We start from the raw sequence: 23,655 nt of genomic DNA on the forward strand, positions 1-23,655 counted from the left end.
TGCGCCGCATTGCGCCGCATTCCGCCGGACAAGTTGCGCTGGATGGACTTGGGGTGCATCGGCACGGGAGGTTTCCCGCGCCTGTTCTATGAAGAGATGTCACGCTCCAGGGTGAGCGTGCTGGTAATTACAATGAGGCCGTGTCCCGCACCGGTCCGGAAAAAGAGCGGCCGGGAGGCCGAGCCGGTTCCTGATTTCGGTGCCTGGGGCAGACCGGCAAAGATGTCCTTGCCCGGGCCCTGAGGTGACGGCAATGCCCCCAGGAAGCGTCGCCTTGCCGCGGGCCCGGGGAAGACCACCAGCACCAAGGGGCACAATGCCGAGGCACTGCTGGCGCGCCACCATATCTCCCGGCTTCTTTTCGCGTAGTCATCGAGAACGGCCAAGCGGGGCAAGGTGATCGCGCCGGGAACGTTCATGGGCGCCATTTTTTCGGGATCGGGGCCGCCGCTGGGCGTGATGAGCCGGTCAAGCCCGGCGAACTTGTATGGGGCCGGAACAATCTCCACGAGGACGGTGTCGGGGCCCAGCCTGACCTCGGAATGTCTACCCAGGGCGGTCAGGAACCGCGGCCCGGGAGAAAGCCGGGAAATCAGCGCATCGTTCAGCTCGGGCCTGGGTCGCGCACCGTCCCGTTGTTTGCCATGCATGCGCTGGGCCCGTTCCGCCGCGAGCAGTTGGGCAAGGGGCGCGCGCGGGTTGGCTCGAAGAAATTCCTCCGCGCTCCAAGACTCTCGCCTTACCCACCGGCAGAAAGCGGTCACCGCGACGGCAGAGTGCTGGCTCAGAAGCCGGGCCATTTTATCGTCGCGGATGGCTTCCAGATCCGCGAGGGCAATCAGGTAGTTTCGCAGGGTCGGGCCTGAAATCCCCAGATCACGGGCAATCGCGTGGATCTTGGCCAGCCGGCCTTTGCCGGAAGGCCGCGTCCAGAATCGCGGGCCGCGATCACCAAGCCTTGAAAGGTCATCGCCACCGGTGCCCAGCCGGCGTCGGGCCTCTATCGCGGTGCGTACCCACTTCTTCTCTTCCATGCCCGATCCATGGCGCGCGAATCATGCGCTTGACAAGGGTGGCCATACACCAGACGATAAAAAGTACACATGTACTGTAGATTCGACGGACCGGCATGACCGCGCATGAGAGACTGATGCAAGCACTGTATGACGCCATCCTCAAAGGGGGGACTGGGATGAGCCGCACGCAGCTGATGCGGCTTGCTCGCCCCACGATCGAGGCACTCCGTGGCACGCGATCTTCGTGGAGCTGGATCGCCGCCCGCATCGAGCGTGTGCGCTCCAGAGGCATTGAAGAGCCCATTCCGCATGAAGATGAAGTGGATGCAGCTTGGGCGGGTCAATCCCTCGGGCCGGTGCGATCCGCCTATGCCCGGATCGTCCGGGAGGAGCACAAGGACAGCAAGGAGAGCCGGGTCAGGGAACAGATGATGCCGCTCCCGCTGGGAAAGTACGGGTCCAGTGAAATCCTTCGCGATCGCATGCCTGCGATCCGGGCCGGTCCGCAGCGTGCGCCGGACATGCCGAATGGCACCGGGGCCTTGCCCGTGGTTGTGCCGCACGGCGCACGCGAGACCACTGAGACCTATTTCGACAAGCTCAAGAAACTGAAGAAGTCCTCGACATGACCAAGCTGATCCTGCCCCCGTTCACCCCGCCGTCGTCCTTGCCACCGGTCGGGTTCATCCTGATGTTGCAGCCCAAGAAGTCGGGCAAGTCCACGCTGACCGATCTCCTCTGCAGCACGCTGTTGAGCTTCGGTTATGACATCGCGGCCTTGCGCAATGACGAGCATTCCCGTCTAGAGCGCTATCTCAAATCCGTCCGTATCGAACTGGCGACGACGCACGATATGATCGAGGGCAGCATTTCCCTTGACCTGGATCGGCACGAGATACTGATCAATCTCTTGGAGCAGTTGTTGCCGCGCCCCCGCAGCGCCGTCCTCTATGACAGCTCGGCCGCCGCCGGAGATAGCCTGCCGACGGTGCTGTTGCGTGATCTCTACGCCCAGATATTGGCGGAGCATGACCGGTCTGGCGTCGTTTTCGTGCCGCTCCGGCCCACCGATGACGTGGCAGCAGGTGCACTCTACGCAATGGAGGCGGGGGAAACCGCCATGCCAGGACAGCTCATTGTCCCCGTGGTCATCGCCCAGGATGCCGATATCGCTTCGCGCCCCCGCGGCCACGACTTCTTCAAGTGCATTGAACGGGCCAAGCACGGCGTGATTCGCCTTCCCTACATCCCTTCGGCAATCTGCGGCCACCTCGATCGTCTGCCCATGCCCCTATCGGACCTGACCGATCCGACCTCCCTCGCTGTCCGCCGCGCCGTGCGCGACAGCCTTGGCTGCACCCAGGGTCAGGCGGGCCTAGTGGTCGCGGCTGTCGCGGAAATGGTGGCGATCATGGTCGATGAGCTGGCCAAGCTCGATATCGTTCCGCTGCCTAGGCGCCAAGATGGATAGCTACCGAACGCAATCCGCGCTGTTGGTCCGTGGTGCCCTTGATCGGCTCATCGAGGGGGATGCCGAGGTCATCGGCTTTCTCTTCCGTCATTATAACTACCTGCACCCCGACACGCAGCTTGCGGTGTTCAAGGCGATTCGGCAGCGGCTGAGAATGACCCAGGACCATGTCCTGGCAGCGCGTCTGCATGAGTGCGGGGCCGCCGGTCTTGCAGGCGATTATCCGAGACTGGCCCGCGTGATCGCGGGGCGGTCCCGCAGGGCCATTAATGGTGTTGCCGAGGAGCTCGCGCGCCCTGTCCGCACCGACATCCATGCGGTTTCGCCGGCCGCCGTATCTCTCCGTGACGTCGTGGTGGCCTTGCCCTTGACCGCCATCGTCTGCGCCAAGCTCCGAGCAGGGTTCGCAGCGCGGAGAAAATGCTGGAACGGCATTTTCGGAAGAGACGGTGCCTTGGTCAGTTGGGCGAGCACAAATCTGTGTCGTGCTTGGCCCCATGGTGACGGACGACCTCTCACGAGGAAGGGCCGACAACCAGGACCCCGCAAGCGTCAGTCCTCGTAGTCGATCGGTGCCCACAGGGCCGCGCCTCAGCGGACGCTGTTCGACCAAATGCGCATTTCGGACCCGGAGAGACCACCAAGACATCGCTCGGCCTTGGCGGTCTCTCTGCGTTCGTGAAAGCGTAACATGTAGCAATCGCGCCGTCCGCCACCATTACGCTAACCCTCAGACCTACAAATTCCTCTCAGGGTTGGTCAGGACCAGTCCATTTTCGTCGCCCATGGGGCGGCGGACGTCTTTGTACGCCCCCAAACAAGTTATGTGGTCCGCGGCAGGCCTGTGAGCGCATTCGTTGTTTCAATCATCGTGGACAGGTTAACCCGATCGCCGGATCACTCAGGTCCAGACATCCACCTCGGCCCGCTCGACATATCGCGAAACCGTCGCTGCCGACTTCCAACCACCAGCCCGCATCAGCCGCAGGACATCGTGTCCGTCCTGAAGCAGGGTCTGTGCGGCGCCTACCCGCAAAGAGTGACCGCTGATTTCGGCGACAGTTCCGGGAGGAAGCCCCGCCCGTGCGGCAATTGACTTGAGCAGCCGGGAAATCGAAAATCCGGCCATCGAGCGGTCTATCGTTCGTCCGCGATACACCGGCCGAACCAGTGATCCATTGGTGATCTCGGCGGCGCCGATCCAGTCATCGACGATTGCCGCCGTCTCGGAAGAGAGCGTGATAACCCGCCCTTCGCCGAGCTGATCGCCCTTGCCGCGACGGATGAGGATAGCTGGATTTCCGCGCCTATCGGTCACGAGATCGGTGTGGTCGAGAACGGCGATCTCGGATCGCCTGCATAATCCCTCGAAGCCAAGGGCCACGAGGACCTTGTCTCGTTTTCCCGCGAGACTGTCGGTGCAGGCCGCGAGCATTTGCGCGCGCAAGTCCCTGTCGATCCCATGCGCTTGACGGGGACGACTTGGACGGTATCGTTGGACACGGCGCCGCGCGAGGCGAACGCGCTCGCTCTCAGCGGGGTTTTCCAGGTTGAGCACCCGATGCACCCGCACCACCGCCGCCAGCCGCCTTACCAAGGTCGTGGCTTTGAGAGTGAGGATCATCTCGTCAAGATAGCATGCAAGTGTTCGGTCTGAGCAGGGCAGGGGGCAGTACCGCTTTTCGTGACACCAGTCCACGAACAATGCGAAGTCACTTGTATACCCGCTGATTGTCGTGGCGGCGTAGGCGCCTTCGAGTTCCTGAAGGGCGAGTTGCCAATCATGGGAACAGGTCGGGGCGCCTAGCGCTTGCCCGCCGGTGGCCGATGAATTGCCAAGGGGCATCTTCAGTCTCCTGCCTGACGGAACTGGCGCAGATACCGCGACGGTGACAGACGCTGGATCGACTTCTGCAGGCGCCGAATGGCATTCCGCCAAACTGCAATCACCAACGGACGGCCCCAAAGCGCCCAACCTAGGGCCGCCACGAAGACGGGATCATGCTGGAGCTGCGGACGCGCGGTGAAGCAGGGAAGGACCTTGCATGCCAGTTGTGCCAGCATATGTTCTGCGTCACAGGCGAGTATGGAAAGCCCGGCCCAGACGATGAATGCTGCGCCGGTCTCCCGAGCGATTTGCCGGCGGTAAAGGTCGGGGTTCCTCACCAGGGCGCACCGGAATGCCCCGTCGCCATCTGCGGCAATGACGAGCATCTTCATTTTGCCACCCTCCTGCCCATAGAGAAGGACAACAGCGAATGCAGATTGCTCGTGGGATGGGAATTTCGGCGGATGGAGGCGAAAACGCCTTCAAGAATGCGCGCGAGCGCGCTAGGGCTGTGAGTAGCCATGGTATACTCCTGTACACGCAGGGGTTGCTCTGGTCAGGCCGTCTCGGTGTTCCACCACCGGGGCGGCCGCTTATTGCAAGCGGCACACCCAGCCCGACACGAGGCCATGATCAGCCTCGATGCATGCATGATGGCACAAAAAGAGAACATCGCAAATATCTTGCGTAGTCTGGGTTAAATTTGGCCTTTGATTAAAAGGCCAGATATCAAGTCGGACGCACAGAACAGGGGGCTAGCGATGTGGCGCGCGATCAGAATAGAAACGCGCGGCGCCCTATTTTTCGTGGGCCTGCTCCTGGCAAGCCTGATCGCTCTCGGTCACCTGGATTGGCACGACCCCATCATCATGATCCTGAACAACCTGCGGGTGCATTTGTCTGCACTTCTTGTGCTGGTTGCGCTATTGCTGATGGCGGGCAGGGCAGGGATGCGCGGCACGGTCCTTCTTGGATGCGCGGTTTTTGCTCTGGCCCTAGTCTACCGCGATATCGCGCCATCTTCCCGGGCGATGGCGGCGGCCGAACCACAGCTCAAGGTCATCGCCTTCAACATGCTGGGCACCAATGTCGAGAACGGTCCGGCCATTGCCGCCTTTCTCGAGCAATCGGATGCCGACCTGGTGCTCCTGAATGAGTCCGGGCCCATCATACCTTTTCTGGAGGAACTCAAGAGCCGTTTTCCCTTTCAACTGGGCTGCGGGGATCCTGGTGCGAATTCCGGATCGTGCGGTGATGTCCTCTTGCTGTCGCGTCTCGCACTGGAGGAGCCATCGATCAAGCGCCTCACGGGTGCGTCGGGGCATCAGACCATCACCGCCCGTATCGAGATCGATGGCAAGTCACTCAATGTGGTGGCTACCCATTTTCTGCGGCCCTATTTCGGCGAGCACCAGACGAGCGAGTTTGTCGCCTTGCGACGGCTGGTCGATGAATTGTCGGGTCCAACCCTGGTGGCCGGCGATTTCAACGCCACGGCATGGTTCGGCCCCTTCACCGAACTGCTCCGCACCACCGGGCTCACGCGGGCCGTTATCGAGCCAGGGACCTGGCCGGCGGAATTGGGCGATTTCGGGGCTCCGATCGACCATATACTGGTCTCTGGTGATGTCGCGCTATCGTCGCTCACGGCCTTGCCCGACCATTTCGGCTCCAATCACCGCGGGCTTGCCGCTGGCATCGCACTGACGCCGGCGGGCCAGTAGTAGCGGGCCGGACACCCGCCGATTGTGGCGGAGGTGGTGATGCATGTCCGGGGGAGGGCGCCGCAATGCCCGAGGTCAGGCGGCGGCCTTTACGATCGCCAACCTTACTTTTCGCACTTTAACACACTGACATGTTGAACTTCTTGTCTTACCGCGATACCGATGGGGCCGAAAACCGCTTGTCACCTGCAAGCATTGTTGAGCCGGCTTTCTGACGGCGTTTCTATTTGGGGTCGGAAAATATGGCGCTGGACCAGATCTTCGTGCTTGTCCTCCTCGGCCTGGTCTTTCTGAGCTTTGTTAAAGAAATCTACCCCCCCGAAGTCACGGCCCTTGGCGCCTCGGCCATCTTGTTGGCGACGGGTATTCTGTCGACCGATGAGTTCCTGGCGGTCTTCAGCTCCCCGGCGGCTATAACCATCGCCATGATGTTCATCATCTCGGCCTCGCTCGAGCGAACCGGAGTGCTCGATGTCGTGGGCATGGCGATCAAGACTATCGCCCGCGGGTCGCTTTTGCGTGCGCTTCTCGTGATGATGGTCGGCGCTGCAGCAGCCTCTGCCTTCATCAACAACACACCTGTGGTGGTCCTTCTCACCCCGATCATGATCTCTGTGGCAAGTTCGGTCGGCGTCCAACCCTCGCGTCTCCTTATCCCCCTGTCCTATGCGGCCATCTTCGGCGGCACCCTGACTCTTGTGGGCACATCCACCAACGTACTCGTCAGTGGTGTGGCCGAGAAGGCGGGTATGGCGCCAATCGGCATGTTCGAAATGACTGCTGTCGGCGCGGTGTTTGTCGTCGTGGGGCTCGTCTATATGATGTTTGCTGGGCGGTTCCTGCTTCCTGATCGGGCCTCGATGGCCAGCATGCTCTCCAAGGAGGGCAAGCGGCGCTTCATGGCCCGGTTCCTGATCCCGCACGGGTCAAAATATGTCGGCAAGATGCTCAAGGACTTGCCCTTCCACGATTCGACAACGCGGATCCTTGATGTCGTGCGGGGTGAGACATCGATGCGGCGCAGGCTGGAGGAACTGATCCTCCAACCCGGCGACAGGGTTGTGGTCAAGACCGACACCGGCGAAATCCTGGGTTTGAAGGAAAACGGCCAGATCGAGTTCCGCGAAGTGGAAGACAGCGGCCTTGAGCCGGTGACGGCAGAGCAGACGGTGCTAATGGAGGCTAGCGTCGGTCCGAATTCGCATCTGGTCGGCCGCCCGGTCCTGGAGCTCAAGCTGCGGCGCAAATATGGCGTCTACCTGATTGCCGTGCACCGACAGGAGCAGAACATCTCGCAAAATGTTCAGGCCCTGCACCTGCAGTTTGCCGATACTTTATTGCTTGAAGGCCCACCAGAGGGCATCCGGCGCCTCATGGACGACGGAGGAGTGGTCAATCTGAGCGCGCCCTCTGAGCGGGCGATCCGCCGCGACCGTGCACCGATCGCTGTCCTCACCATTCTCGGAGTGGTATTGCTCGCGGCCTTCGATATATTGCCGATAGCAGGGCTTTCGGTCATCGGCGCGGTTGTCGTTATGGTCACCAAATGCATCGATGCCCAGGACGCGTTCGACGCTATAGACTGGCGTATCCTGTTTCTAATCTTCGGGATGCTGGGGTTCTCGCGGGCGCTGGAAACCACCGGTACATTGCAAGTCGTCGTCGACCTTGTTGCTGCTAATTTTGCTCATGCCGGACCCTTGGCCATGCTCGCGGCGGTCTACATCCTCACCAGTGTGCTGACCGAGATGGTTTCCAATAACGCGGTCGCGGTGCTGGTGGCGCCGCTTGCGATCGCTTTGGCAACCCACCTCGGATATGATCCCCGCCCGTTCTTGATCGCGGTGATGTTCGCGGCGTCTGCCAGTTTCGCTACTCCGATCGGCTACCAGACCAACACATTTGTCTATGGTGCGGGTGGATACAAGTTCAGGGACTTTCTGGTCGTGGGGCTGCCGCTCAACGTTATTTTTGCCAGCGTGGCCATTGTCGTCATCCCGATATTTTTCCCGCTGTAGTATATCGGACCGGTGTTTCTCGAAATCGGGCCCGGCATACGACGCGGCCTTCGGCATGCGTTTACGTTATGGGAGCCATGTACTCAACGTGCTGGCGTAAAGGCGCGAGAGGTCCTCTGCTCTAGTCCGGTTGGACGATAACCATTTATTCAATATCCACTGGCGACCGGAATGGCAGTTGCAGTACGGATTGGCGAAATCGATAGCAGAAGGCGGCTTGGGTTGTGATTGAAAGAATTTGCGGGATTGCGCTGGAAGCCGGTGCGGAAGTGATGCGGGTCTATGGCACGGACTTCGCTGTCGAGGTGAAGGCGGACCAGTCACCGGTGACCCTGGCCGATATCGCAGCCGAAGCGATCATCCTCGAAGGCCTGTCTCAACTCGATCCGGGTGTGCCGGTTGTGGCGGAGGAAGCGGTGTCTTCGGGCGCAGCGCCGGAGATGGCGGAGCGGTTTTTCCTGGTGGATCCGCTCGATGGCAGCAAGGAATTCGTGTCGCGCAACGGCGAGTTCACAGTCAACATTGCCTTGGTGGAGCAAGGTCACCCTGTGCTGGGCGTGGTCTATGCGCCGGCCCTAGGGCGGATTTGGTGGGGCGAGAACGGCAAGGGCAGTTTCGCGGCCGAGGTCGTTGACGGCCAGATCGTCGAGGCGCGCCAGATCAAGGTGCGCGCGGCACGGCAGGGGCTCTGCGCCGTGGGCAGCCGGTCGCATGGCAGCGGGGAAGGGGATGAGCGCCTGTCGCGCCTGCCCATCAGCAGTTATGTGTCGGCCGGCTCGTCGCTCAAATTCTGCCTGGTGGCGGCTGGGGAGGCGGATGTCTATCCCCGTCTCGGGCGCACCATGGAATGGGACACGGCGGCGGGCGACGCTGTGTTGCGGGCGGCCGGCGGGCGTGTCGAGTGCCTCGAGGGACGCCTGCTTTCCTATGGCAAGCGGCAGCAGGCTGATGATGCTGACTTCGCCAATCCCTTCTTTATCGCCTATGGCGATGTTCGGTACGCCCAGATGGCGGATGCCGTCTGATGTTTGGAGTTTAGGATGAATACGGTCAAGCGCACCCATCTCGATGCCCTCGAAGCCGAGAGCATCGAGATCCTTCGGGAGGTGGCGGCCAGTTTCGAGCGGCCGGTGATGATGTATTCGATCGGCAAGGATTCAAGCGTCCTGCTACACCTGGCGCGCAAGGCCTTCTATCCCAGCAAGATCCCGTTTCCGCTGCTGCACGTGGACACGACCTTCAAGTTCCACGAGATGATCGCCTTCCGCGACCGCACGGCGGAAGAATATGGGTTCGATCTCATCCGCCACACCAATCAGGACGGCGTGCGCGACGGGATCAACCCGTTCGATCATGGCTCCTCGCGCTATACCGACATCATGAAGACCGCGGCGCTGCGCCAGGCGCTCAATGCCGGCAAGTATGATGCGGCGATCGGCGGGGCGCGACGCGACGAGGAGAAGAGCCGCGCCAAGGAGCGAGTGTTTTCGCACCGCAATGCCAGCCACGCCTGGGACCCCAAGAACCAGCGCCCCGAGCTGTGGCGGACGTTCAACACGCGGCTCAATCCGGGCGAGAGTATGCGGGTGTTCCCGATCTCGAACTGGACCGAGCTGGATGTGTGGACCTATATCTATGACCAGGAGATCCCCATCGTACCGCTCTATTTCGCCAAGCGGCGGCCTGTGGTCGAGCGCTCGGGCACGCTGGTGATGGTGGATGACGAGCGCATGCCGCTCAATCCGGGCGAAGTGCCGCGCGAGGAAATGGTGCGGTTCCGCACCCTTGGCTGCTATCCGCTGACCGGCGCGATCCGCTCGGACGCGGCCGATCTGCCCTCGATCATCATGGAAATGCAGGCCAGCCGCACCTCGGAACGCGAGGGCAGGCTGATCGACAGCGATTCGGTGGGATCGATGGAAAAGAAGAAGCAGGAAGGGTATTTCTGATGAGCGCCGTGATGCCCAGTCCCAACACCGATCTCGATCTCTGGCTGGCGCAGCAGACGGACAAGTCGCTGCTGCGTTTTTTGACCTGCGGTAGTGTCGATGATGGCAAGTCCACCCTGATCGGCCGGCTGCTCTATGACAGCCAGTTAGTGCTGGACGATCAATTGGCGAGCCTAAAGAAGGAAAGCCACAACCGCCATGTGGGCGATGAGGGCATCGACTTCTCGCTTCTGGTCGATGGTCTCACCGCCGAGCGGGAGCAGGGGATCACCATCGACGTCGCCTATCGGTTCTTTTCCACCGACAAGCGCAAGTTCATCGTCGCCGATACGCCCGGTCATGAGCAATATACCCGCAATATGGCCACCGGCGCTTCCAATGCCGAATTGGCCCTGGTGCTGGTGGATGCGCGCAAGGGCGTCCTCACCCAGACCCGGCGCCACAGTTTTATTCTGTCGCTGGTGGGCGTGAAGCATGTGGTGCTGGTGATCAACAAGATCGACCTGGTCGACTATGACCAGGCGGTGTTCGACCAAATCGAAGCCGAGTACCGCGCCTTTGCCGAGCCGCTGGGCTTCAAGACGCTGGCCACCATTCCGGTCTCGGCGCTGCGCGGGGACAATATCCTTGCCTCCAGCGCCAGGACGCCCTGGTACAAGGGCAGTGCCCTCGTACCCTATCTCGAGACCATAGCGGTCGAAGAAGACCGCACCACGAGCCCGTTCCGGTTCCCGGTGCAATGGGTCAACCGTCCCAATCTCGACTTCCGCGGGTTCTCGGGGACCCTCGCGTCCGGCGAGATCAGCGTCGGCGACGAAGTCCTGGTCGCAGCCTCGCGAAAGCCTGCCGCGATCAAGCGCATCGTCACCATGGATGGTGACCTCGACCGCGCCGTGGCCGGGCAGGCCGTGACGCTGGTCTTGGACCGGGAAGTCGATATCTCGCGCGGCGATGTGCTGGCGCGGCCCGGCGAGACCCCGGAATATTCCAACCAGTTCCAGGCGCGCCTGATCTGGATGAACGAGGAGGCCGCGTTCCAGGGCCGGTCCTATCTCCTCAAGCTCGGCACGCAGGTCGTGCCGGCAACCATCACCGATCTCAAGTTCCGTACCAATGTGAACACATTGGAAAAAACCGCTGCGACCAAGATCGATCTCAACGAGGTCGCGACGGTGACCATCGCCACCGATCGACCGGTTGCCTTCGACCCCTATGCGACCAATCCGCTGACCGGTGGGTTCATCCTCATCGACCGGCTGACCAATGCGACACTGGGGGCAGGGACCATCGAGTTCGGGCTGCGCCGGGCGCAGAACCTGACCTATCAGTCCTTCGACGTGAACCGGGATGTCCGCGCCCAGATGAAGGGCCAGAAGCCCCATATCGTCTGGTTCACGGGCCTGTCGGGATCAGGCAAGTCAACGATCGCCAATCTGCTCGAGAAGCGCCTCACCGCCGAGGGCCGGCATTGCTACATCCTCGATGGTGACAATGTGCGCCATGGCCTCAACAAGGATCTCGGCTTCACCGAGGCGGGGCGCGTGGAAAACATCCGCCGTGTCGCCGAGGTCGCCAAGCTCATGGCCGATGCCGGTCTCATCGTCCTCGTGTCCTTCATCTCGCCCTTCGAGACCGAGCGGCGCCTGGCCCGTGAGATCGCCGGGGATATCGGGTTCACCGAGGTCTATGTCGATACGCCGCTCGAGGTCGTCGAAGCCCGCGACCCCAAGGGTCTCTATGCCAAGGCGCGGCGCGGGGAGATCAAGAACTTCACCGGCATCGACTCGCCCTTCGAGGCTCCAGCAAATCCCGATGTGCTCCTCCGTGGCGGCAGTGAAACGCCTGAAGAGATGGCGAACAGGCTTTACGGAATGTTGAGTGACTAGAGCGTGTCCTTTGATGGCTGAATCGGATTTGGGATTCCTTGCGGGGCGCAAATAAGATTCAGCTAGTGTGCTGGGCGGAGGCCAGCATGCATGACCAGAGCTTATTCCAACGATCTTCGAGAGTGGGCCGTTGCGACGGTGGTTGCGTGTGAACCGACGCGCTCGGTGGCCAAGCGTTTCGATATTGCCGTTTCTTCGGTGGTGAAATGGCAACAGCGCTACCGGACGACCGGTTCAGTTGCCCCTGCCAAGATGGGCGGGCATCGTAAGTTCATACTTGAGGCCCATCGCAGCTTTGTCCTGGAGGCGATGGCTTCCACACCGCACCTGACGGTGCGCGGCTTGCTGCCGATGCTGGACGGGCATGGCGTGACAGTGTGGCGCCATGCGGTCTGGCAATTCCTCAGACGCGAGGGCCTCAGCTTCAGAAAAGCGCTGTTCGCCATGGAGCAGGCGCGCCAAGACATCGCCCGGCGGCGTGAGCGCTGGAAGAGCTGGCAGCCCCGGCTTGAGCCGCAACGGCTGGTCTTCATCGACGAAACCTGGATCAAGACCAACATGGCCCCGGTCCGGGGATGGGCCACGTGGCAGGCGCCTGCGCGGCTTCGCCCCTCACGGTCACTGGCGCACCATGACCTTCCTGGGGGCGTTGCGCTGCGACGGCCTCACTGCGCCCTGTTTCTTCGACGGCCCGACCAACGCTCAGTCCTTCCGCGCCTATGTCGAACAGGTTCTCGTCCCCACTCTCATGGCTGGCGATATTGTCATCATGGACAACCTCGGGAGCCACAAGGCAGCTGCCATCTGAATAGCCCCTAGATTTGTAGACGCCTTCTTCCCTAATTTTGAGGCAAGGAGGCCTATATGGGCAAAGGCAATTTCAGCGACGAGTTCAAGCGTGACGCGGTGCGTCAGATCACCGAGCGAGGCTATCCGGTTTCGGAGGTGTCGCAGCGTCTGGGGGTGAGTGCCCATTCGCTCTACGCGTGGCGCAAGAAGTACGCACCTGATGTCGGCAAGGGCGATGAACGGTCCGAGGAGATCCGGCAGCTGAAGCGAGAACTGGCGCGGGTCACCGAGGAGCGCGACATCCTAAAAAAAGCGGCCGCGTACTTCGCCAAGGATGCAAAGTGAGGTACGCGTTCGTTGCTGAGCATCGCCAGCAATTCTCGGTGCGCACCATGTGCCGGTGCCTTTCGATCCATCCCAGCGGCTTCTATGCCTGGCTCAAGAGCCCCCTGAGCGTAAGCGCTGTCCCACCCCCATCTTCTGCCATGCTGTGAGCCATGAGATTGCGCACTGATTGATGTCAGTGCGGGAGTTTCTCCATGGACGCTCCAATGGAGCTTCTCACAAGTGGCGGGAGGCGGCGTCGCAATCGGCAGTGGCCCGATGAAGAGAAGGCGCGGATTGTCGCCGAGACACTGCGGCCGGGGGCGAGCGTTGGTGAAGTTGCGGAGCGGCATGGGCTGAAGGCCAACCATGTCTCCTCTTGGCGAACCCTCGCGCGGAACGGGAAGCTGGTGCTGCCGGCACCAGAGGATGCGGTGGAGTTTGCGACGCTGATGGTCTCTCCGGTTGATGAGGCAATGACGGCGGAGCCGGCGGCATCGGCTGGGCCGGAGGTCGTGGTGGGTTCGGCGACCATCCGGCTGGAGCCAGGCGCTTCGGCGGCCCGGATTGCCTCGGTGGTCCACGCGCTGATGGCGGTCTCATGATCTTCCCCTCGAACCGGGTGCGGATCATGGTGGCGACCAAGCCTATCGACTTCCGTAAAGGCCACGACAGCCTGGCAGCGATGGTGAAGAACGAGCTGCACAAGGACCCGTTCACCGGCACGGTCTTTGTGTTCCGCGCCAAGAAGACCGACCGGCTGAAGTTGCTCTACTGAGATGGCACCGGGTTGGTCATGGCCTACAAGCGGCTCGAAGAGCATGAGTTCACCTGGCCTGCGGTGAAGGACGGGCTGATGACGCTTAGCCACGCGCAGTTCGAGGCCCTGTTCTCCGGGCTCGACTGGCGGCGGGTTCGGGCGGTGGAAGCGCGGGCTCCAGAAGCCGTGGAATGACTGCGGCAGGATGACTCAGGGCTTCTCTTTTTGCGGGAATGGCGGCGCCTGATCTGGTAGATTCCGGTCATGCTCGATACCGCCGAACTCCCCGACGACATTGCCGCCCTCAAGGCGATGCTTGTGGCTGCGGCGTTGCGCGATCAGCGCAAGGACGAGCGGATCGCCCAGTTGGAAAAGCTGGTTGCCGCGTTCAAGCAAGCGGCCTTCGGGCGCCGATCGGAAAAGAGCGATCCGGACCAGTTCGAGCTGGCGCTGGAAGATCTGGAAACGGCCATCGCTGCCGTCCACGCCGAGGACGAAGCCGAGGATCGCGCCGCCCGCCGCCCGGCCAAGTGGCGCAGCGCCAATCGTGGTTCGCTCCCCAAGCACTTACCGCGGATCGAGGAGATCATCGAACCCGAAAGCCTGGTCTGTGGCTGCGGCGGCGGTCTGCATTGCATTGGCGAGGACGTGTCCGAGCGGCTCGACGTGATCCCGGCCCAGTTCCGGGTGATCGTCACCCGTCGTCCCAAGTATGCCTGCCGCTCATGCACCGACGGCGTGGTGCAGGCTCCCGCACCTGCGCGGTTGATCCCGGGCGGGCTGCCGACCGAGGCCATGGTCGCCCATGTCCTGGTCAGCAAATATGCCGATCACCTCCCGCTCTATCGCCAAGCGCAGATCTACAGCCGTCAGGGTGTTGATCTGGATCGCTCAACACTTGCCGATTGGGTCGGTCGGGCCGCATTCGAGCTGCGTCCGGTCTACGATGCCCTAATGGCAGACCTGAAACGGTCATCGAAGCTGTTCATGGACGAAACCCGCGCGCCGGTGCTCGATCCTGGGGCGCGAAAAACCAAGACCGGATACTTCTGGGCTTTGGCCCGCGATGATCGTCCCTGGAATGGCACCGCACCACCCGGTGTGGCCTTCACCTATGCTCCGGGCCGAGGTGGCCTTCATGCCGAACGGATATTGCAGGGCTTTGGCGGCATTCTGCAGGTCGACGGTTATGCCGGCTACAATCGGCTGATCGCGCCCGGCCGCGTCGGCCCGGGTATCCAGCTCGCCTATTGTTGGGTCCATGCTCGGCGCAAGCTGGTTGAGATCACACGCGCCGGCACTGCCCCGATTGCAGAAGAGGGTGTGCGGCTCATCGGCGAGCTCTATGCCATTGAAGCCGATATCCGAGGCTTGTGTCCGGATGACCGCCTCGCCGCTCGCCAGCAGCGATCAGCACCGGTCGCCGCACGAATAAGAGAATGGCTCGACTATCATCGCGCCCGCGTCTCCGCAAAAGCGCCGCTCGGGGAGGCACTGAGCTACATCGCCAAATACTGGGTCGGGCTCGAGCTGTTCCTGACCGATGGGCGCATCGAACTCGACAACAATGCTGTCGAGCGGACTATCCGTCCGATTGCGCTGAACCGGAAGAACGCGCTCTTTGCCGGTCACGACGCCGGTGCTGAGAACTGGGCCGTCATCGCCTCGCTGATCGAAACCTGCAAGCTGAACGGCGTGGATCCTCACGCTTGGCTGGCCGCGACACTCCATGCCATCGTCACCGGACATAGGCAGAGCCTGATCAACGAACTGCTCCCTTGGAACTATCCTGCAAGCCTGGGTGATTGACGCTGTTGGCTCTGGCGGCATAGTCAGAAAACCACCAGCAACGAGGCCCCCATGAACGATCAAGACGACCCCAACCTGGTCACATCAGGAAAAAGCCAGCGGGTAGTGGTCGATGGTTATGCCTTCTTGATCAATATCCATCGGCTCGAAACGGATGAGACCTGGACCCTTGAGGTTGTGGATCACCAGAACGACAGCCACGTCTGGGACAATCAGTTCCAGACCGACAGCGAGGCGCGTGATGCTGCCTTGGCCGCACTGAAAAGCGAGGGAGCCATCGCCTTTATGCGCGGCAACAACGTCGTGCAGTTCCCGCGACCCTGAACCTACGTGGCCGCAGAACACCGCTTACGATGTTCTACAACCCGACCCGCAAGCACGTCCGCAACGGTATGCTCTCACCCGTCGAGTTCGAACGGCGACACTAGATCTGACCCCGAAGGTGTCTACAGAACGCGGGGCTATTCAGTCCAAAGCATAGAGCCAAGCGAATGCGCCGCTTACATTCAAAACTCAGGATACGCTTCCGCCAAAACATGACAGAGTCTAGCCGAATCTGATTTGCCCTCTGCAAGGAATCCCAAATCCGATTCAGCCACCAAAGGACACGCTCTAGCCAGCCAATAGCGAAGCCCAGTATCGCGTTCAGCTTTAATTCAGCGATGCACTTTTTACGCACTCGCGTTTTTACGCTCCTGCGCAGATTTTATTGTAGAATCTTGCCATCGCCTCTCCCGCTGCCTCCCAAGAAAAACGCTGTACTTCTTGAAACCCAATCTCGCCGAGATCAAGAATCCGAGCCTTGGATAGTGAGGCGAACCTCAGCATAGCGTCAGCTATTGGCATCACTTCATTCTCCGCCACAATTACTGCACCAGAAGGAGCTAAGTAACCCCAGGGCGTATTTGGAGAGGTAAGGACCGGCCGCCGGCAGGCTAACGATTCTGCTATCACATTTCCGAAATTCTCAAATTCCGACGGCAGAACAAACAGGTCAGACGCCGCATAGCTCGACTGCTTTTTTAGTCCACTTACATGGCCGAGCCAGTGGATCCGATCTTCAACGCCTTTCGCGCGAATGTAATCGCGCAGCTCTTCGACCATTTGTGCGTCCTCAACACGCCCCGCTAGGACCAGTCCCCAGCCTGCCTGCAACAGGCCACTCGCAATTGCGGCTTTGATGAAAAGGTCCGGGCGCTTCCTCGGATGAATTCTAGATAGAAATAACATGTAGCGGAGGTCCGGACGAAGACCGAGGTTAACCTTTGCGACTTCTCGATCGGGCAGGTTAGAACCGATTTCTAGATCTACGCCATTCCCTGACACCAGTATTGGCGCCGTGATGCCCGCAGCAAGTAGATGGCTACGTTCCTTTTCGTCTGTGGCATGGAAGCCAGCGGCATAACGCAACATATTGTCTGCAACAACCGGGCGAGCAATCGCCTTCAGGAACTTTGAGCGATCCATCGACCTAGGATACAACTCAGAACGCGGCGAAATGATCAGCGGAATATTATGCTGTCTTGCAACTCGATATCCTACCCAAGAGGGATGGGCCCAGACGCTATGCAGATGAACGATCGACGGTTTCGTAGTTTCGACCAATTCTTCGAGCTTGCCGGCCATCTTTCTAGAATAATACCCTTTTCTGAGTAGCTTCATGGGCGGCACCTCGTGCCATTCTCCACGTTCTATCAGCGTGTTGTGCCCATGGCGGCCCCTTGGGGCGACCGACACAAAGACCGGTTGGTATCCAAAACTCTCACTTGCAAAGCCGAGGCTAGGTACGGACACTGCGGGGCCTCCGTAAGTTTCGTCCAAGCTAGGAACAATATGAAGAACCGTCCGGGCGTTTAGCATGCCGACCTGCTTTCTGATGCTTGATTTTTAAAAGGCCTGACATCAGACATATAGCATTTGGTTCAAAACGCTCTCGAAAAGACGGGTTTCGACGTAGTCGACACATTAAGCACGTTGCGGACTAAAGCTGCCTTGCGAAAGCGGATCTGCAAGTCGAGACGGACGCCCGCCAGTCCATTGCTATTGCATAAGGTATGGATATCGACAAATACTCTCCACATCTGTAACCGGCCCGCGAGCACCGACCAATCCCGAACTTCTTATCTCTGTAGATCGAGACTCGCCTAATTGCACGTAGCCATTCAGACCAATCCGAAATAGGTTGCTGCGAAGACGCGTATAACGGATATGCAGCACCTTGGTGTCCGAGTTCGTGATGGACTTTGAAAAATTGTGTTAGTTGCAAGGAATTCAAACTATGGGCGTTGCACCTATTGGACCCGTTCCGCACTTTCTGATCATTGGTGCGATGAAGGCCGGGACAACCACTTTGTTTCGCGACCTAGTGGAGCATCCAGACATTTTTCTGCCTCAGGAGAAAGAGCCCGAGATACTGACAAGACATAGCGATGATCGGACTAGGATGATGAAGGAGTTCGCCTCACTTTTCGCGCCAGCTAGGCATGGCCAACTGCGTGGCGAGGCGTCTACTGCTTATTCGAAAAGGCCTGATTTTGAGGGTGTTGCTGAATGCGCACTTCGCGTCTGCGGGCCCGATCTAAAACTGATCTATCTAACCCGAGACCCCATTAAGCGTGCGATCAGCCAATATCGACATGAATATGGGGCGGGTCAGGTATCGGAAGGCATCGACGAGGCGCTATTGAAGCATCAGCGTTATGTTTCTTACGGGAGGTACCAGTGGCAGCTTGCACCTTGGCGTGAAACCTTTGGGGAGGCAAATTTGCTTGTGCTTTCTTTTGAAGATTATATAGTTAACCGTCAGGCAACAATCGATCGGGTCTGTGTTTTTTTGAAGATCGATCCCGCAAAGCTACCGCCCATTCAAGCTGACCGCGCGTTTAACGCAAACGATGGCAAACTAATCCCCACCGGTCCTTGGAAAAGGCTTATTGCGTCGCCGACATACCAACGTGTCATCAAACCACGACTGCCTTGGAAACTACGGGATATGGTGGCTTCGCGGGTCCTGGTCCGGGCTCGTTCGGCTCAAACTAAGATAAGCATGGAAACCAAGCTAAAGTTCGATGAGGCGGTCAACCGGATGTGACGTTGCCCGCTGCACCTAATCCAGTTTGAAGTAGGCTCTGGCCCAACGAGGACCAGAGATGAAACTAACCAGATTTACCGAAGAGCAGATCATCGGTGTCTTGAAGGAGCACGAGGCCGGCATTCCAATCGCCGAGCTGTGCCGCAAGCATGGCGTGAGCAGCGCCAGCATCTACAAGTGGAAGGCCAAGTATGGCGGCATGGACGTCAGCGAGGCCAAACGGCTGAAGGCGCTCGAGGACGAGAATGCCCGGCTCAAAAAGCTGCTGGCTGACAGCATGCTCGACAATGCCGCGTTGAAAGATCTTCTTGGAAAAAAATGTTAGCGCCCGCCGCCGAGCGGGAAGCTGTCGCCCATCTCCAGACTGCTTACGGGATGAGCGAGCGGCGGGCGTGCCGAGTGCTGGGCTGTTGCCGGATGACGATGCGCTACCAGGCGCTTCGTACCGATGATGTGGCGTTGCGCGAGCGGATGAAGGCTATCGCTCATGAGCGACGCAGGTTCGGCTATCGAAGGCTGCACGTTTCGCTGCGCCGGGAAGGCTACGAGGTCAATCATAAGCGGCTCTTCCGCATCTACCGCGAGGAAAAGCTGACAGTGCACCGCCGAGGTGGCCGCAAGGTAAGCGCGTAGCCGTGGCCGTTACTGCCTGAAGTTCCAAGGCATGAGGTCGGCGATTTGGCTGTTTGGCCAGCCCCCTGCGATGCGTTCGAGGGTCTGTGTCAGCCAGGCATTAGGATCGACGCCGTTCATCTTGGCGGTAGTGAGCAGCGTTGCGATTGTGGCCCAGGCCCGCCCACCACCATCGGAGCCGGCAAAGAGCGCGTTCTTGCGGGTAATTGTCTGCGGCCGGATTGCGCGTTCGACGATGTTGGAGTCGATCTCGATACGGCCGTCGGCAAGGAAGCGCTCCAAGGACGCCCGGCGGCTCAGGGTATAGCGGATGATCTCAGCCAGTTTGGATTTGCCCGACGGGAGTGTCGGAATTTCCGTGTGTGGCGAGCATAGTGGGTAAACAAGGAGTCCCCTATGTCTCGACGTAAAGAGCCTGCGATCCCAAATGAACTTCTCGATCAGCTGCTTGCTGGTGGCGCTGCCAGTGCGGCGTTTGAACAAGGCGGCCTGCTGGATTCACTCAAGAAGGCGCTGACCGAACGTGCATTGAACGCGGAGATGGATCACCATTTGGCCGGTGACGATGGCGCCGGCAACACGCGCAACGGCTATGGCCGCAAGACGGTGACGACCGAGACGGGCAAGCTGGAGATTGATGTGCCACGCGACCGGCAGGCCAGTTTCGATCCGCAGCTGATCGCCAAGTACCAGCGCCGCTTTCCAGGCTTCGACGATAAGATCGTGTCGATGTACGCCCGGGGCATGAGCACCAGGGAGATTGCCGGACACCTGCGCGATCTTTACGGCATCGACGTATCGCCGGACCTGATCAGCACCGTGACCGACGCGGTCCTGGATGAAGTCGCAACCTGGCAGCAGCGGCCGCTCGATCCGGTTTACCCGCTGGTCTTTTTCGACGCCATCCGGGTCAAGATCCGCGACGAAGGCATGGTGCGCAACAAGGCGATCCATATCGCGCTGGGGGTGCGCGCCGATGGTGCCAAGGAAATACTCGGCCTGTGGCTCGAGCAGAACGAAGGGGCCAAATTCTGGCTGCGGGTGATGAACGAGCTCAGGAACCGCGGCACCGAGGATATCCTGCTTGCTGTTGTTGATGGCCTCAAGGGCTTCCCCGAGGCGATTACCGCCGTGTTCCCCGAGACGGTGGTTCAGACCTGCATCGTCCATCTGCTGCGAAACTCGATGGACTTTGTGTCCTGGAAGGACCGCAAGGGGCTGGCGACGGCGCTCAAGCAGATTTATCGCGCCACCGATGCCGAAGCCGCCGAAAAGGCGCTGGTTGCCTTCGATGCTGGTCCCTGGGGCCAGCGCTATCCCGCCATCGGCCAGAGCTGGCGGCGCGCCTGGGGTGAGGTCATCCCGTTTTTCGCCTTCCCCGACGAGGTCCGCAGGATCGTCTACACCACCAACGCCATCGAGGCGCTGAACTCAAAGCTGCGGCGCGCCGTCAGGGCCAGGGGGCACTTCCCCAGCGACGACGCTGCGACAAAGCTGCTGTATCTGATCTTGAACCGGTCAGAGAAAGAGTGGAAAATGCCGCCACGTGAATGGTCAATGGCCAAGGCGCAGTTTGCCGTAATCTTCGGCGAACGCTTCATCCGCGCAAATGGCGGCGTAACATCAAATCCGCCCGCCACACACGAAATTGCTGACACTCCCGTTGCACCCGGCTGTGCCCGATCCGCGGCCAGCAGAACGCCGCCTTCTCCAACCGCTTGGCGTAAAGGCACAGGCCCGTCCCATCCCACCACACGATCTTGATCCGGTCCGCCCGTTTGGCGCGGAACACGTAAAGCGAGCCGTTGAACGGATCGGCGCCGGCATCCCGAACCAGACCGACCAGGCCATCGGGTCCCTTCCTGAAGTCCACCGGCTGGCTGGCCAGGAACACCTTAACGCCCGAGGGGATCATGCCAAGCGGACGGCGCGGAGGACCCGGCGCAGGTGATCCTCGCCCACCATGGGGCCGACGCGGACCATGGCACCTGCGATGCCGATCTCGATGACCCCGCCCGAGGTGCCAGCCTCTTCGCCAGGCGCCTCACGCCGTTCAACCTGGCCCTTGGCAATGGCTTTGCGCCGCCAGCCGAACAACTGCGAGGGCGACATCCCGTATCGCCGCGCCACCGCCGAGACGTTCGCGTCCGGGGCCAGCGCCTCTTCCAAGATCCGCGCCTTGGTCTCGTCCGGCCAGTTGCGCCGCGCCACCGCCGGACTGTTCTCCATCCGACCAGGCACGACCTCGAGCAACTGGAAACTTCTATCACTGGGCATATGCGCAGACATAGGAACTCACACCGTCAGCGAAACTACGGTGCCAATAACCCAACCGTGGCTCTTGTGTCAGACGGAGGCGCCTTGGCGCTTACGCCGCAAGCGGGCCATGGGCACAAGATCGCCCATCCTGGTGCCGGTGGCGCCCAACGAGCGCTGGTCCCTCGACTTCGTCTCCGACCAGCTTACCGATGGCCGGCGCTACCGGGTGCTGACCGTGGTTGATGACTGTACCCGCGAGTGCCTCACCCTGGTGGTGGATACATCCCTCTCGGGGCTCAGGGTTGCCCGCGAACTGGAAACGCTCATCACCAGCCGTGGCCGACCAAAGATGATTGTCAGCGACAATGGGACGGAGTTCACCTCAAACGCGATCCTGGGCTTTGCTGATCGCCATCGCATCGACTGGCACTACATCGCGCCGGGCAAGCCCATGCAGAACGCCTTCATCGAGAGCTTCAATGGTCGGTTGAGAGACGAGTTGCTGAACGAGACCCTCTTCCCCTCGCTCTCCTATGCCAGGGCGGCGGTCGCAGGCTGGCGCATGGACTACAACGTCAACCGACCTCACTCGCGGCTCGGCTGGATGACCCCATCCGAATACGCCAACACCTCAACCCGCGACGGGAACTGCCGCTGCGCTCAATTGCTGGCTCCGCGTCAGCCCCCGTCGCTCACACAGGCCAAATCGGCCAATACAACCGCTCGAGTCTACATCACGCTGGATAGAAGTTGGGGGCAACGTCAGTCCACACCCGGCCGGTCGTGGTTTTGCCCTTGGCCCGGATCGGCACGGTGGTGTCATTGTCATGCCTGCGATAAGCGCGAGGGCTTTTGCGGGTGTCCAGATTCGCTCTCCACGGGAGCGGAAGCCGTCAAGCAAAGTACAAACAGGATCGAAAGCGGGAAGATGGGGCCGAAATGCGTCGGGTCGATTAGCATCAACACCAGGTACGAAAATACAGCCGCACCAGAAGTTCTCATTATACTGCTATTAACCCAACGCCGGAGCAAGTTGTTAAGTGCAGCTATGGCCGACAAGCAAAACAAGGAGTACCCAAAAAAACCTACGTCCAAGATCAAATTTAAATGCCCTTGGTGCGAATTTATGGTTCGTGGATCGAAGCTTTCAACTGTCGTCCGAGTAGAGAAGCCGTTTCCAATAAATGGCGCCTCACCGATCAAATCCATCCCTACCGCCCAGCGATCCGAACGTCCAGTAAACCCACTTTCAAAGTTGAACCGCGGATCGTCCAACAGTAGGATTTCACTGTAAATGAGCCCGACAGTGGGAATGCGCGCGACACTTTCTACGAACAATAACAGAGGCAACATTATCATCAATCCAACGGCTCCAACTGACAGCCATCTTAAGTTGATCCGATTGGCGTAGTATACTAACAAGAATGTTGACATGTACAATATCCCCCCGCGAGACGTGGCAATTGTACAAGTTAAAATTGAAATAGAAACCCCAATCCATTTTAGGTTAGTTCCTGACAAATAGGTCAGTACTAAAACGATTATTCCAAGCTTGGCGAATTGGTTTGGTTGAATTCCGCCGACTGTCCCGCTCGGGCGTACGCCTAATTCAAAAATCAAAAACAAAATAAAAACGGTATGCACTATCGCCGCGTGCCAAAATGCTATCCGATACTTTATTAGAACGGGCCACATAATGGATGTGACTATAACAACCGACATATAAAATATCGACGCCACCGCGGAATTTATTGGAGACACGGATGCTATGGAGGTAAATAAGCAATACAAAAAGAACGCAACAACTGCTATTTGATGGTAGTTTAGTCTGATACGAATTTTGGTTTGAATGATATAGGCGATGCTAAGCCCAAGCCAGAGAGCGAAGGCCGAACCAACTAGCTCAGTATTTGCGGTAGTTTCAGTGCGAACATGGTAGTCGACTAGGCCAGCGTAATGCAAAGACGCGATGAGAGGAATCAATCCGATAAAAAATGTAAGTAGATATCCAGATTTACTCGCGGGTCCAATACTTGATTTGGAAGGCTCTCCTCGTTTCTGTTCAGTAAGTGAACTATTCATGCATAACACAAGATAT

At 59.7% G+C, this 23,655-nt stretch carries 18 protein-coding genes and 7 pseudogenes; 17 read left to right on the forward strand and 8 right to left on the reverse strand.

All coding sequences use genetic code 11. The features are described from left to right. Nucleotides 1–86: 86 nt before the first annotated feature. Nucleotides 87–1,034, reverse strand: coding sequence for a hypothetical protein (locus ACXYMS_RS05635; RefSeq protein ID WP_458904403.1), 948 nt, complete (start codon nucleotides 1,032–1,034; stop codon nucleotides 87–89). Nucleotides 1,035–1,150: 116 nt separating this feature from the next. Between ACXYMS_RS05635 and ACXYMS_RS05640 the strand changes: the two genes are divergently transcribed. Both ACXYMS_RS05640 and ACXYMS_RS05645 read left to right on the forward strand, forming a co-directional pair. Further along, nucleotides 1,151–1,645 (forward strand): hypothetical protein, encoded by a 495-nt coding sequence (locus tag ACXYMS_RS05640; protein ID WP_458904405.1) that lies wholly within the window; start codon nucleotides 1,151–1,153, stop codon nucleotides 1,643–1,645. After that, on the forward strand, nucleotides 1,642–2,487 hold the full coding sequence (locus ACXYMS_RS05645) for a hypothetical protein (protein ID WP_458904407.1): 846 nt from the start codon (nucleotides 1,642–1,644) through the stop codon (nucleotides 2,485–2,487). Before ACXYMS_RS05640 ends, ACXYMS_RS05645 begins: the two co-directional genes overlap by 4 nt. A 901-nt stretch (nucleotides 2,488–3,388) precedes the next feature. Here ACXYMS_RS05645 and ACXYMS_RS05650 read toward each other — a convergent pair. Continuing rightward, a complete protein-coding gene (locus tag ACXYMS_RS05650; RefSeq protein ID WP_458904408.1) occupies nucleotides 3,389–4,333 on the reverse strand; it encodes a tyrosine-type recombinase/integrase in 945 nt (314 codons plus the stop codon). 2 nt (nucleotides 4,334–4,335) lie between these two features. Beyond that, on the reverse strand, nucleotides 4,336–4,707 hold the full coding sequence (locus ACXYMS_RS05655; RefSeq protein ID WP_458904410.1) for a hypothetical protein: 372 nt from the start codon (nucleotides 4,705–4,707) through the stop codon (nucleotides 4,336–4,338). Nucleotides 4,708–5,076: 369 nt separating this feature from the next. Here ACXYMS_RS05655 and ACXYMS_RS05660 point away from each other — a divergent pair, with 369 nt between their 5' ends. The 11 genes and pseudogenes from ACXYMS_RS05660 (at nucleotide 5,077) to ACXYMS_RS05710 (ending at nucleotide 15,898) form a co-directional block, all read left to right on the forward strand. Further along, on the forward strand, nucleotides 5,077–6,039 hold the full coding sequence (locus ACXYMS_RS05660; protein ID WP_458904411.1) for an endonuclease/exonuclease/phosphatase family protein: 963 nt from the start codon (nucleotides 5,077–5,079) through the stop codon (nucleotides 6,037–6,039). Between the two features lie 242 nt (nucleotides 6,040–6,281). After that, the gene (locus ACXYMS_RS05665; protein ID WP_458904413.1) at nucleotides 6,282–8,057 is read left to right on the forward strand and encodes an SLC13 family permease; all 1,776 of its coding nucleotides are present in this window, start codon (nucleotides 6,282–6,284) and stop codon (nucleotides 8,055–8,057) included. A gap of 224 nt (nucleotides 8,058–8,281) precedes the next feature. Beyond that, the gene (cysQ, locus tag ACXYMS_RS05670; RefSeq protein ID WP_458904415.1) at nucleotides 8,282–9,082 is read left to right on the forward strand and encodes a 3'(2'),5'-bisphosphate nucleotidase CysQ; all 801 of its coding nucleotides are present in this window, start codon (nucleotides 8,282–8,284) and stop codon (nucleotides 9,080–9,082) included. Between the two features lie 15 nt (nucleotides 9,083–9,097). After that, nucleotides 9,098–10,006, forward strand: a complete 909-nt coding sequence (gene cysD, locus ACXYMS_RS05675; RefSeq protein WP_458904417.1) for a sulfate adenylyltransferase subunit CysD — start codon at nucleotides 9,098–9,100, stop codon at nucleotides 10,004–10,006. 11 nt (nucleotides 10,007–10,017) lie between these two features. Then, entirely contained in the window at nucleotides 10,018–11,892 is a 1,875-nt protein-coding gene (cysN, locus tag ACXYMS_RS05680; protein ID WP_458904418.1) for a sulfate adenylyltransferase subunit CysN, read from the forward strand. A 90-nt stretch (nucleotides 11,893–11,982) separates the two neighbouring features. Beyond that, nucleotides 11,983–12,697: pseudogene (locus ACXYMS_RS05685) on the forward strand (IS630 family transposase); the annotation flags it as partial. 59 nt (nucleotides 12,698–12,756) lie between these two features. Then, nucleotides 12,757–13,145, forward strand: a pseudogene (locus tag ACXYMS_RS05690) (transposase); the annotation flags it as partial. 75 nt (nucleotides 13,146–13,220) lie between these two features. Beyond that, nucleotides 13,221–13,610, forward strand: a complete 390-nt coding sequence (gene tnpA, locus ACXYMS_RS05695; RefSeq protein WP_458904420.1) for an IS66-like element accessory protein TnpA — start codon at nucleotides 13,221–13,223, stop codon at nucleotides 13,608–13,610. Nucleotides 13,611–13,636: 26 nt separating this feature from the next. Then, a pseudogene (tnpB, locus tag ACXYMS_RS05700) lies at nucleotides 13,637–13,960 on the forward strand (IS66 family insertion sequence element accessory protein TnpB). A 69-nt stretch (nucleotides 13,961–14,029) separates the two neighbouring features. Beyond that, the gene (tnpC, locus tag ACXYMS_RS05705) at nucleotides 14,030–15,574 is read left to right on the forward strand and encodes an IS66 family transposase (RefSeq protein ID WP_458904422.1); all 1,545 of its coding nucleotides are present in this window, start codon (nucleotides 14,030–14,032) and stop codon (nucleotides 15,572–15,574) included. 51 nt (nucleotides 15,575–15,625) lie between these two features. Further along, the gene (locus tag ACXYMS_RS05710; protein WP_458904424.1) at nucleotides 15,626–15,898 is read left to right on the forward strand and encodes a hypothetical protein; all 273 of its coding nucleotides are present in this window, start codon (nucleotides 15,626–15,628) and stop codon (nucleotides 15,896–15,898) included. A gap of 363 nt (nucleotides 15,899–16,261) precedes the next feature. Here the strand turns inward: ACXYMS_RS05710 and ACXYMS_RS05715 are convergent, their stop codons facing one another. Next, nucleotides 16,262–17,434: a glycosyltransferase gene (locus ACXYMS_RS05715; protein ID WP_458904426.1), complete on the reverse strand. Its 1,173-nt coding sequence runs from the start codon at nucleotides 17,432–17,434 to the stop codon at nucleotides 16,262–16,264. A 418-nt stretch (nucleotides 17,435–17,852) separates the two neighbouring features. Between ACXYMS_RS05715 and ACXYMS_RS05720 the strand changes: the two genes are divergently transcribed. Together ACXYMS_RS05720 and ACXYMS_RS05725 are read left to right on the forward strand one after the other, a co-directional pair. Next, nucleotides 17,853–18,665 carry a sulfotransferase family protein gene (locus tag ACXYMS_RS05720; RefSeq protein WP_458904428.1) on the forward strand — a complete coding sequence of 271 codons (813 nt, stop codon included), beginning with the start codon at nucleotides 17,853–17,855 and terminating at the stop codon, nucleotides 18,663–18,665. Nucleotides 18,666–18,723: 58 nt separating this feature from the next. Beyond that, nucleotides 18,724–19,286, forward strand: a pseudogene (locus tag ACXYMS_RS05725) (transposase); the annotation flags it as partial. A 21-nt stretch (nucleotides 19,287–19,307) separates the two neighbouring features. On the opposite strand, the pseudogene ACXYMS_RS05730 reads toward ACXYMS_RS05725, so the two are convergent. Next, nucleotides 19,308–19,646 (reverse strand): annotated as a pseudogene (locus tag ACXYMS_RS05730) (IS66 family transposase); the annotation flags it as partial. Between the two features lie 48 nt (nucleotides 19,647–19,694). Here ACXYMS_RS05730 and ACXYMS_RS05735 point away from each other — a divergent pair. Continuing rightward, nucleotides 19,695–20,906 (forward strand): annotated as a pseudogene (locus ACXYMS_RS05735) (IS256 family transposase); the annotation flags it as partial. On the opposite strand, the gene tnpB (ACXYMS_RS05740) reads toward ACXYMS_RS05735, so the two are convergent. After that, the gene (gene tnpB / locus ACXYMS_RS05740) at nucleotides 20,896–21,213 is read right to left on the reverse strand and encodes an IS66 family insertion sequence element accessory protein TnpB (RefSeq protein ID WP_458904429.1); all 318 of its coding nucleotides are present in this window, start codon (nucleotides 21,211–21,213) and stop codon (nucleotides 20,896–20,898) included. The pseudogene ACXYMS_RS05735 and the gene tnpB (ACXYMS_RS05740) sit on opposite strands and share 11 nt — an antisense overlap. Continuing rightward, nucleotides 21,210–21,575: a transposase gene (locus ACXYMS_RS05745; RefSeq protein ID WP_458904431.1), complete on the reverse strand. Its 366-nt coding sequence runs from the start codon at nucleotides 21,573–21,575 to the stop codon at nucleotides 21,210–21,212. Before ACXYMS_RS05745 ends, tnpB (ACXYMS_RS05740) begins: the two co-directional genes overlap by 4 nt. An 88-nt stretch (nucleotides 21,576–21,663) precedes the next feature. Between ACXYMS_RS05745 and ACXYMS_RS05750 the strand changes: the two are divergent. Next, nucleotides 21,664–22,203: pseudogene (locus ACXYMS_RS05750) on the forward strand (IS3 family transposase); the annotation flags it as partial. A 179-nt stretch (nucleotides 22,204–22,382) separates the two neighbouring features. Here ACXYMS_RS05750 and ACXYMS_RS05755 read toward each other — a convergent pair. Beyond that, a complete protein-coding gene (locus ACXYMS_RS05755; protein ID WP_458904617.1) occupies nucleotides 22,383–23,639 on the reverse strand; it encodes an O-antigen ligase family protein in 1,257 nt (418 codons plus the stop codon). Nucleotides 23,640–23,655: the final 16 nt, after the last annotated feature.

The sequence above is a fragment of the Devosia sp. CAU 1758 genome, from assembly GCF_054482695.1.

Coding starts and splice junctions, on each gene's coding strand:
- ACXYMS_RS05635 (WP_458904403.1), bottom strand. CDS start 1,034: ATGGAAGAGAAGAAGTGGGTACGCACCGCGATAGAGGCCCGACGCCGG.
- ACXYMS_RS05640 (WP_458904405.1), top strand. CDS start 1,151: ATGCAAGCACTGTATGACGCCATCCTCAAAGGGGGGACTGGGATGAGC.
- ACXYMS_RS05645 (WP_458904407.1), top strand. CDS start 1,642: ATGACCAAGCTGATCCTGCCCCCGTTCACCCCGCCGTCGTCCTTGCCA.
- ACXYMS_RS05650 (WP_458904408.1), bottom strand. CDS start 4,333: ATGCCCCTTGGCAATTCATCGGCCACCGGCGGGCAAGCGCTAGGCGCC.
- ACXYMS_RS05655 (WP_458904410.1), bottom strand. CDS start 4,707: ATGAAGATGCTCGTCATTGCCGCAGATGGCGACGGGGCATTCCGGTGC.
- ACXYMS_RS05660 (WP_458904411.1), top strand. CDS start 5,077: ATGTGGCGCGCGATCAGAATAGAAACGCGCGGCGCCCTATTTTTCGTG.
- ACXYMS_RS05665 (WP_458904413.1), top strand. CDS start 6,282: ATGGCGCTGGACCAGATCTTCGTGCTTGTCCTCCTCGGCCTGGTCTTT.
- cysD (WP_458904417.1), top strand. CDS start 9,098: ATGAATACGGTCAAGCGCACCCATCTCGATGCCCTCGAAGCCGAGAGC.
- cysN (WP_458904418.1), top strand. CDS start 10,018: ATGCCCAGTCCCAACACCGATCTCGATCTCTGGCTGGCGCAGCAGACG.
- tnpA (WP_458904420.1), top strand. CDS start 13,221: ATGGACGCTCCAATGGAGCTTCTCACAAGTGGCGGGAGGCGGCGTCGC.
- tnpC (WP_458904422.1), top strand. CDS start 14,030: ATGCTCGATACCGCCGAACTCCCCGACGACATTGCCGCCCTCAAGGCG.
- ACXYMS_RS05710 (WP_458904424.1), top strand. CDS start 15,626: ATGAACGATCAAGACGACCCCAACCTGGTCACATCAGGAAAAAGCCAG.
- ACXYMS_RS05715 (WP_458904426.1), bottom strand. CDS start 17,434: ATGCTAAACGCCCGGACGGTTCTTCATATTGTTCCTAGCTTGGACGAA.
- ACXYMS_RS05720 (WP_458904428.1), top strand. CDS start 17,853: ATGGGCGTTGCACCTATTGGACCCGTTCCGCACTTTCTGATCATTGGT.
- tnpB (WP_458904429.1), bottom strand. CDS start 21,213: ATGATCCCCTCGGGCGTTAAGGTGTTCCTGGCCAGCCAGCCGGTGGAC.
- ACXYMS_RS05745 (WP_458904431.1), bottom strand. CDS start 21,575: ATGCCCAGTGATAGAAGTTTCCAGTTGCTCGAGGTCGTGCCTGGTCGG.
- ACXYMS_RS05755 (WP_458904617.1), bottom strand. CDS start 23,639: ATGAATAGTTCACTTACTGAACAGAAACGAGGAGAGCCTTCCAAATCA.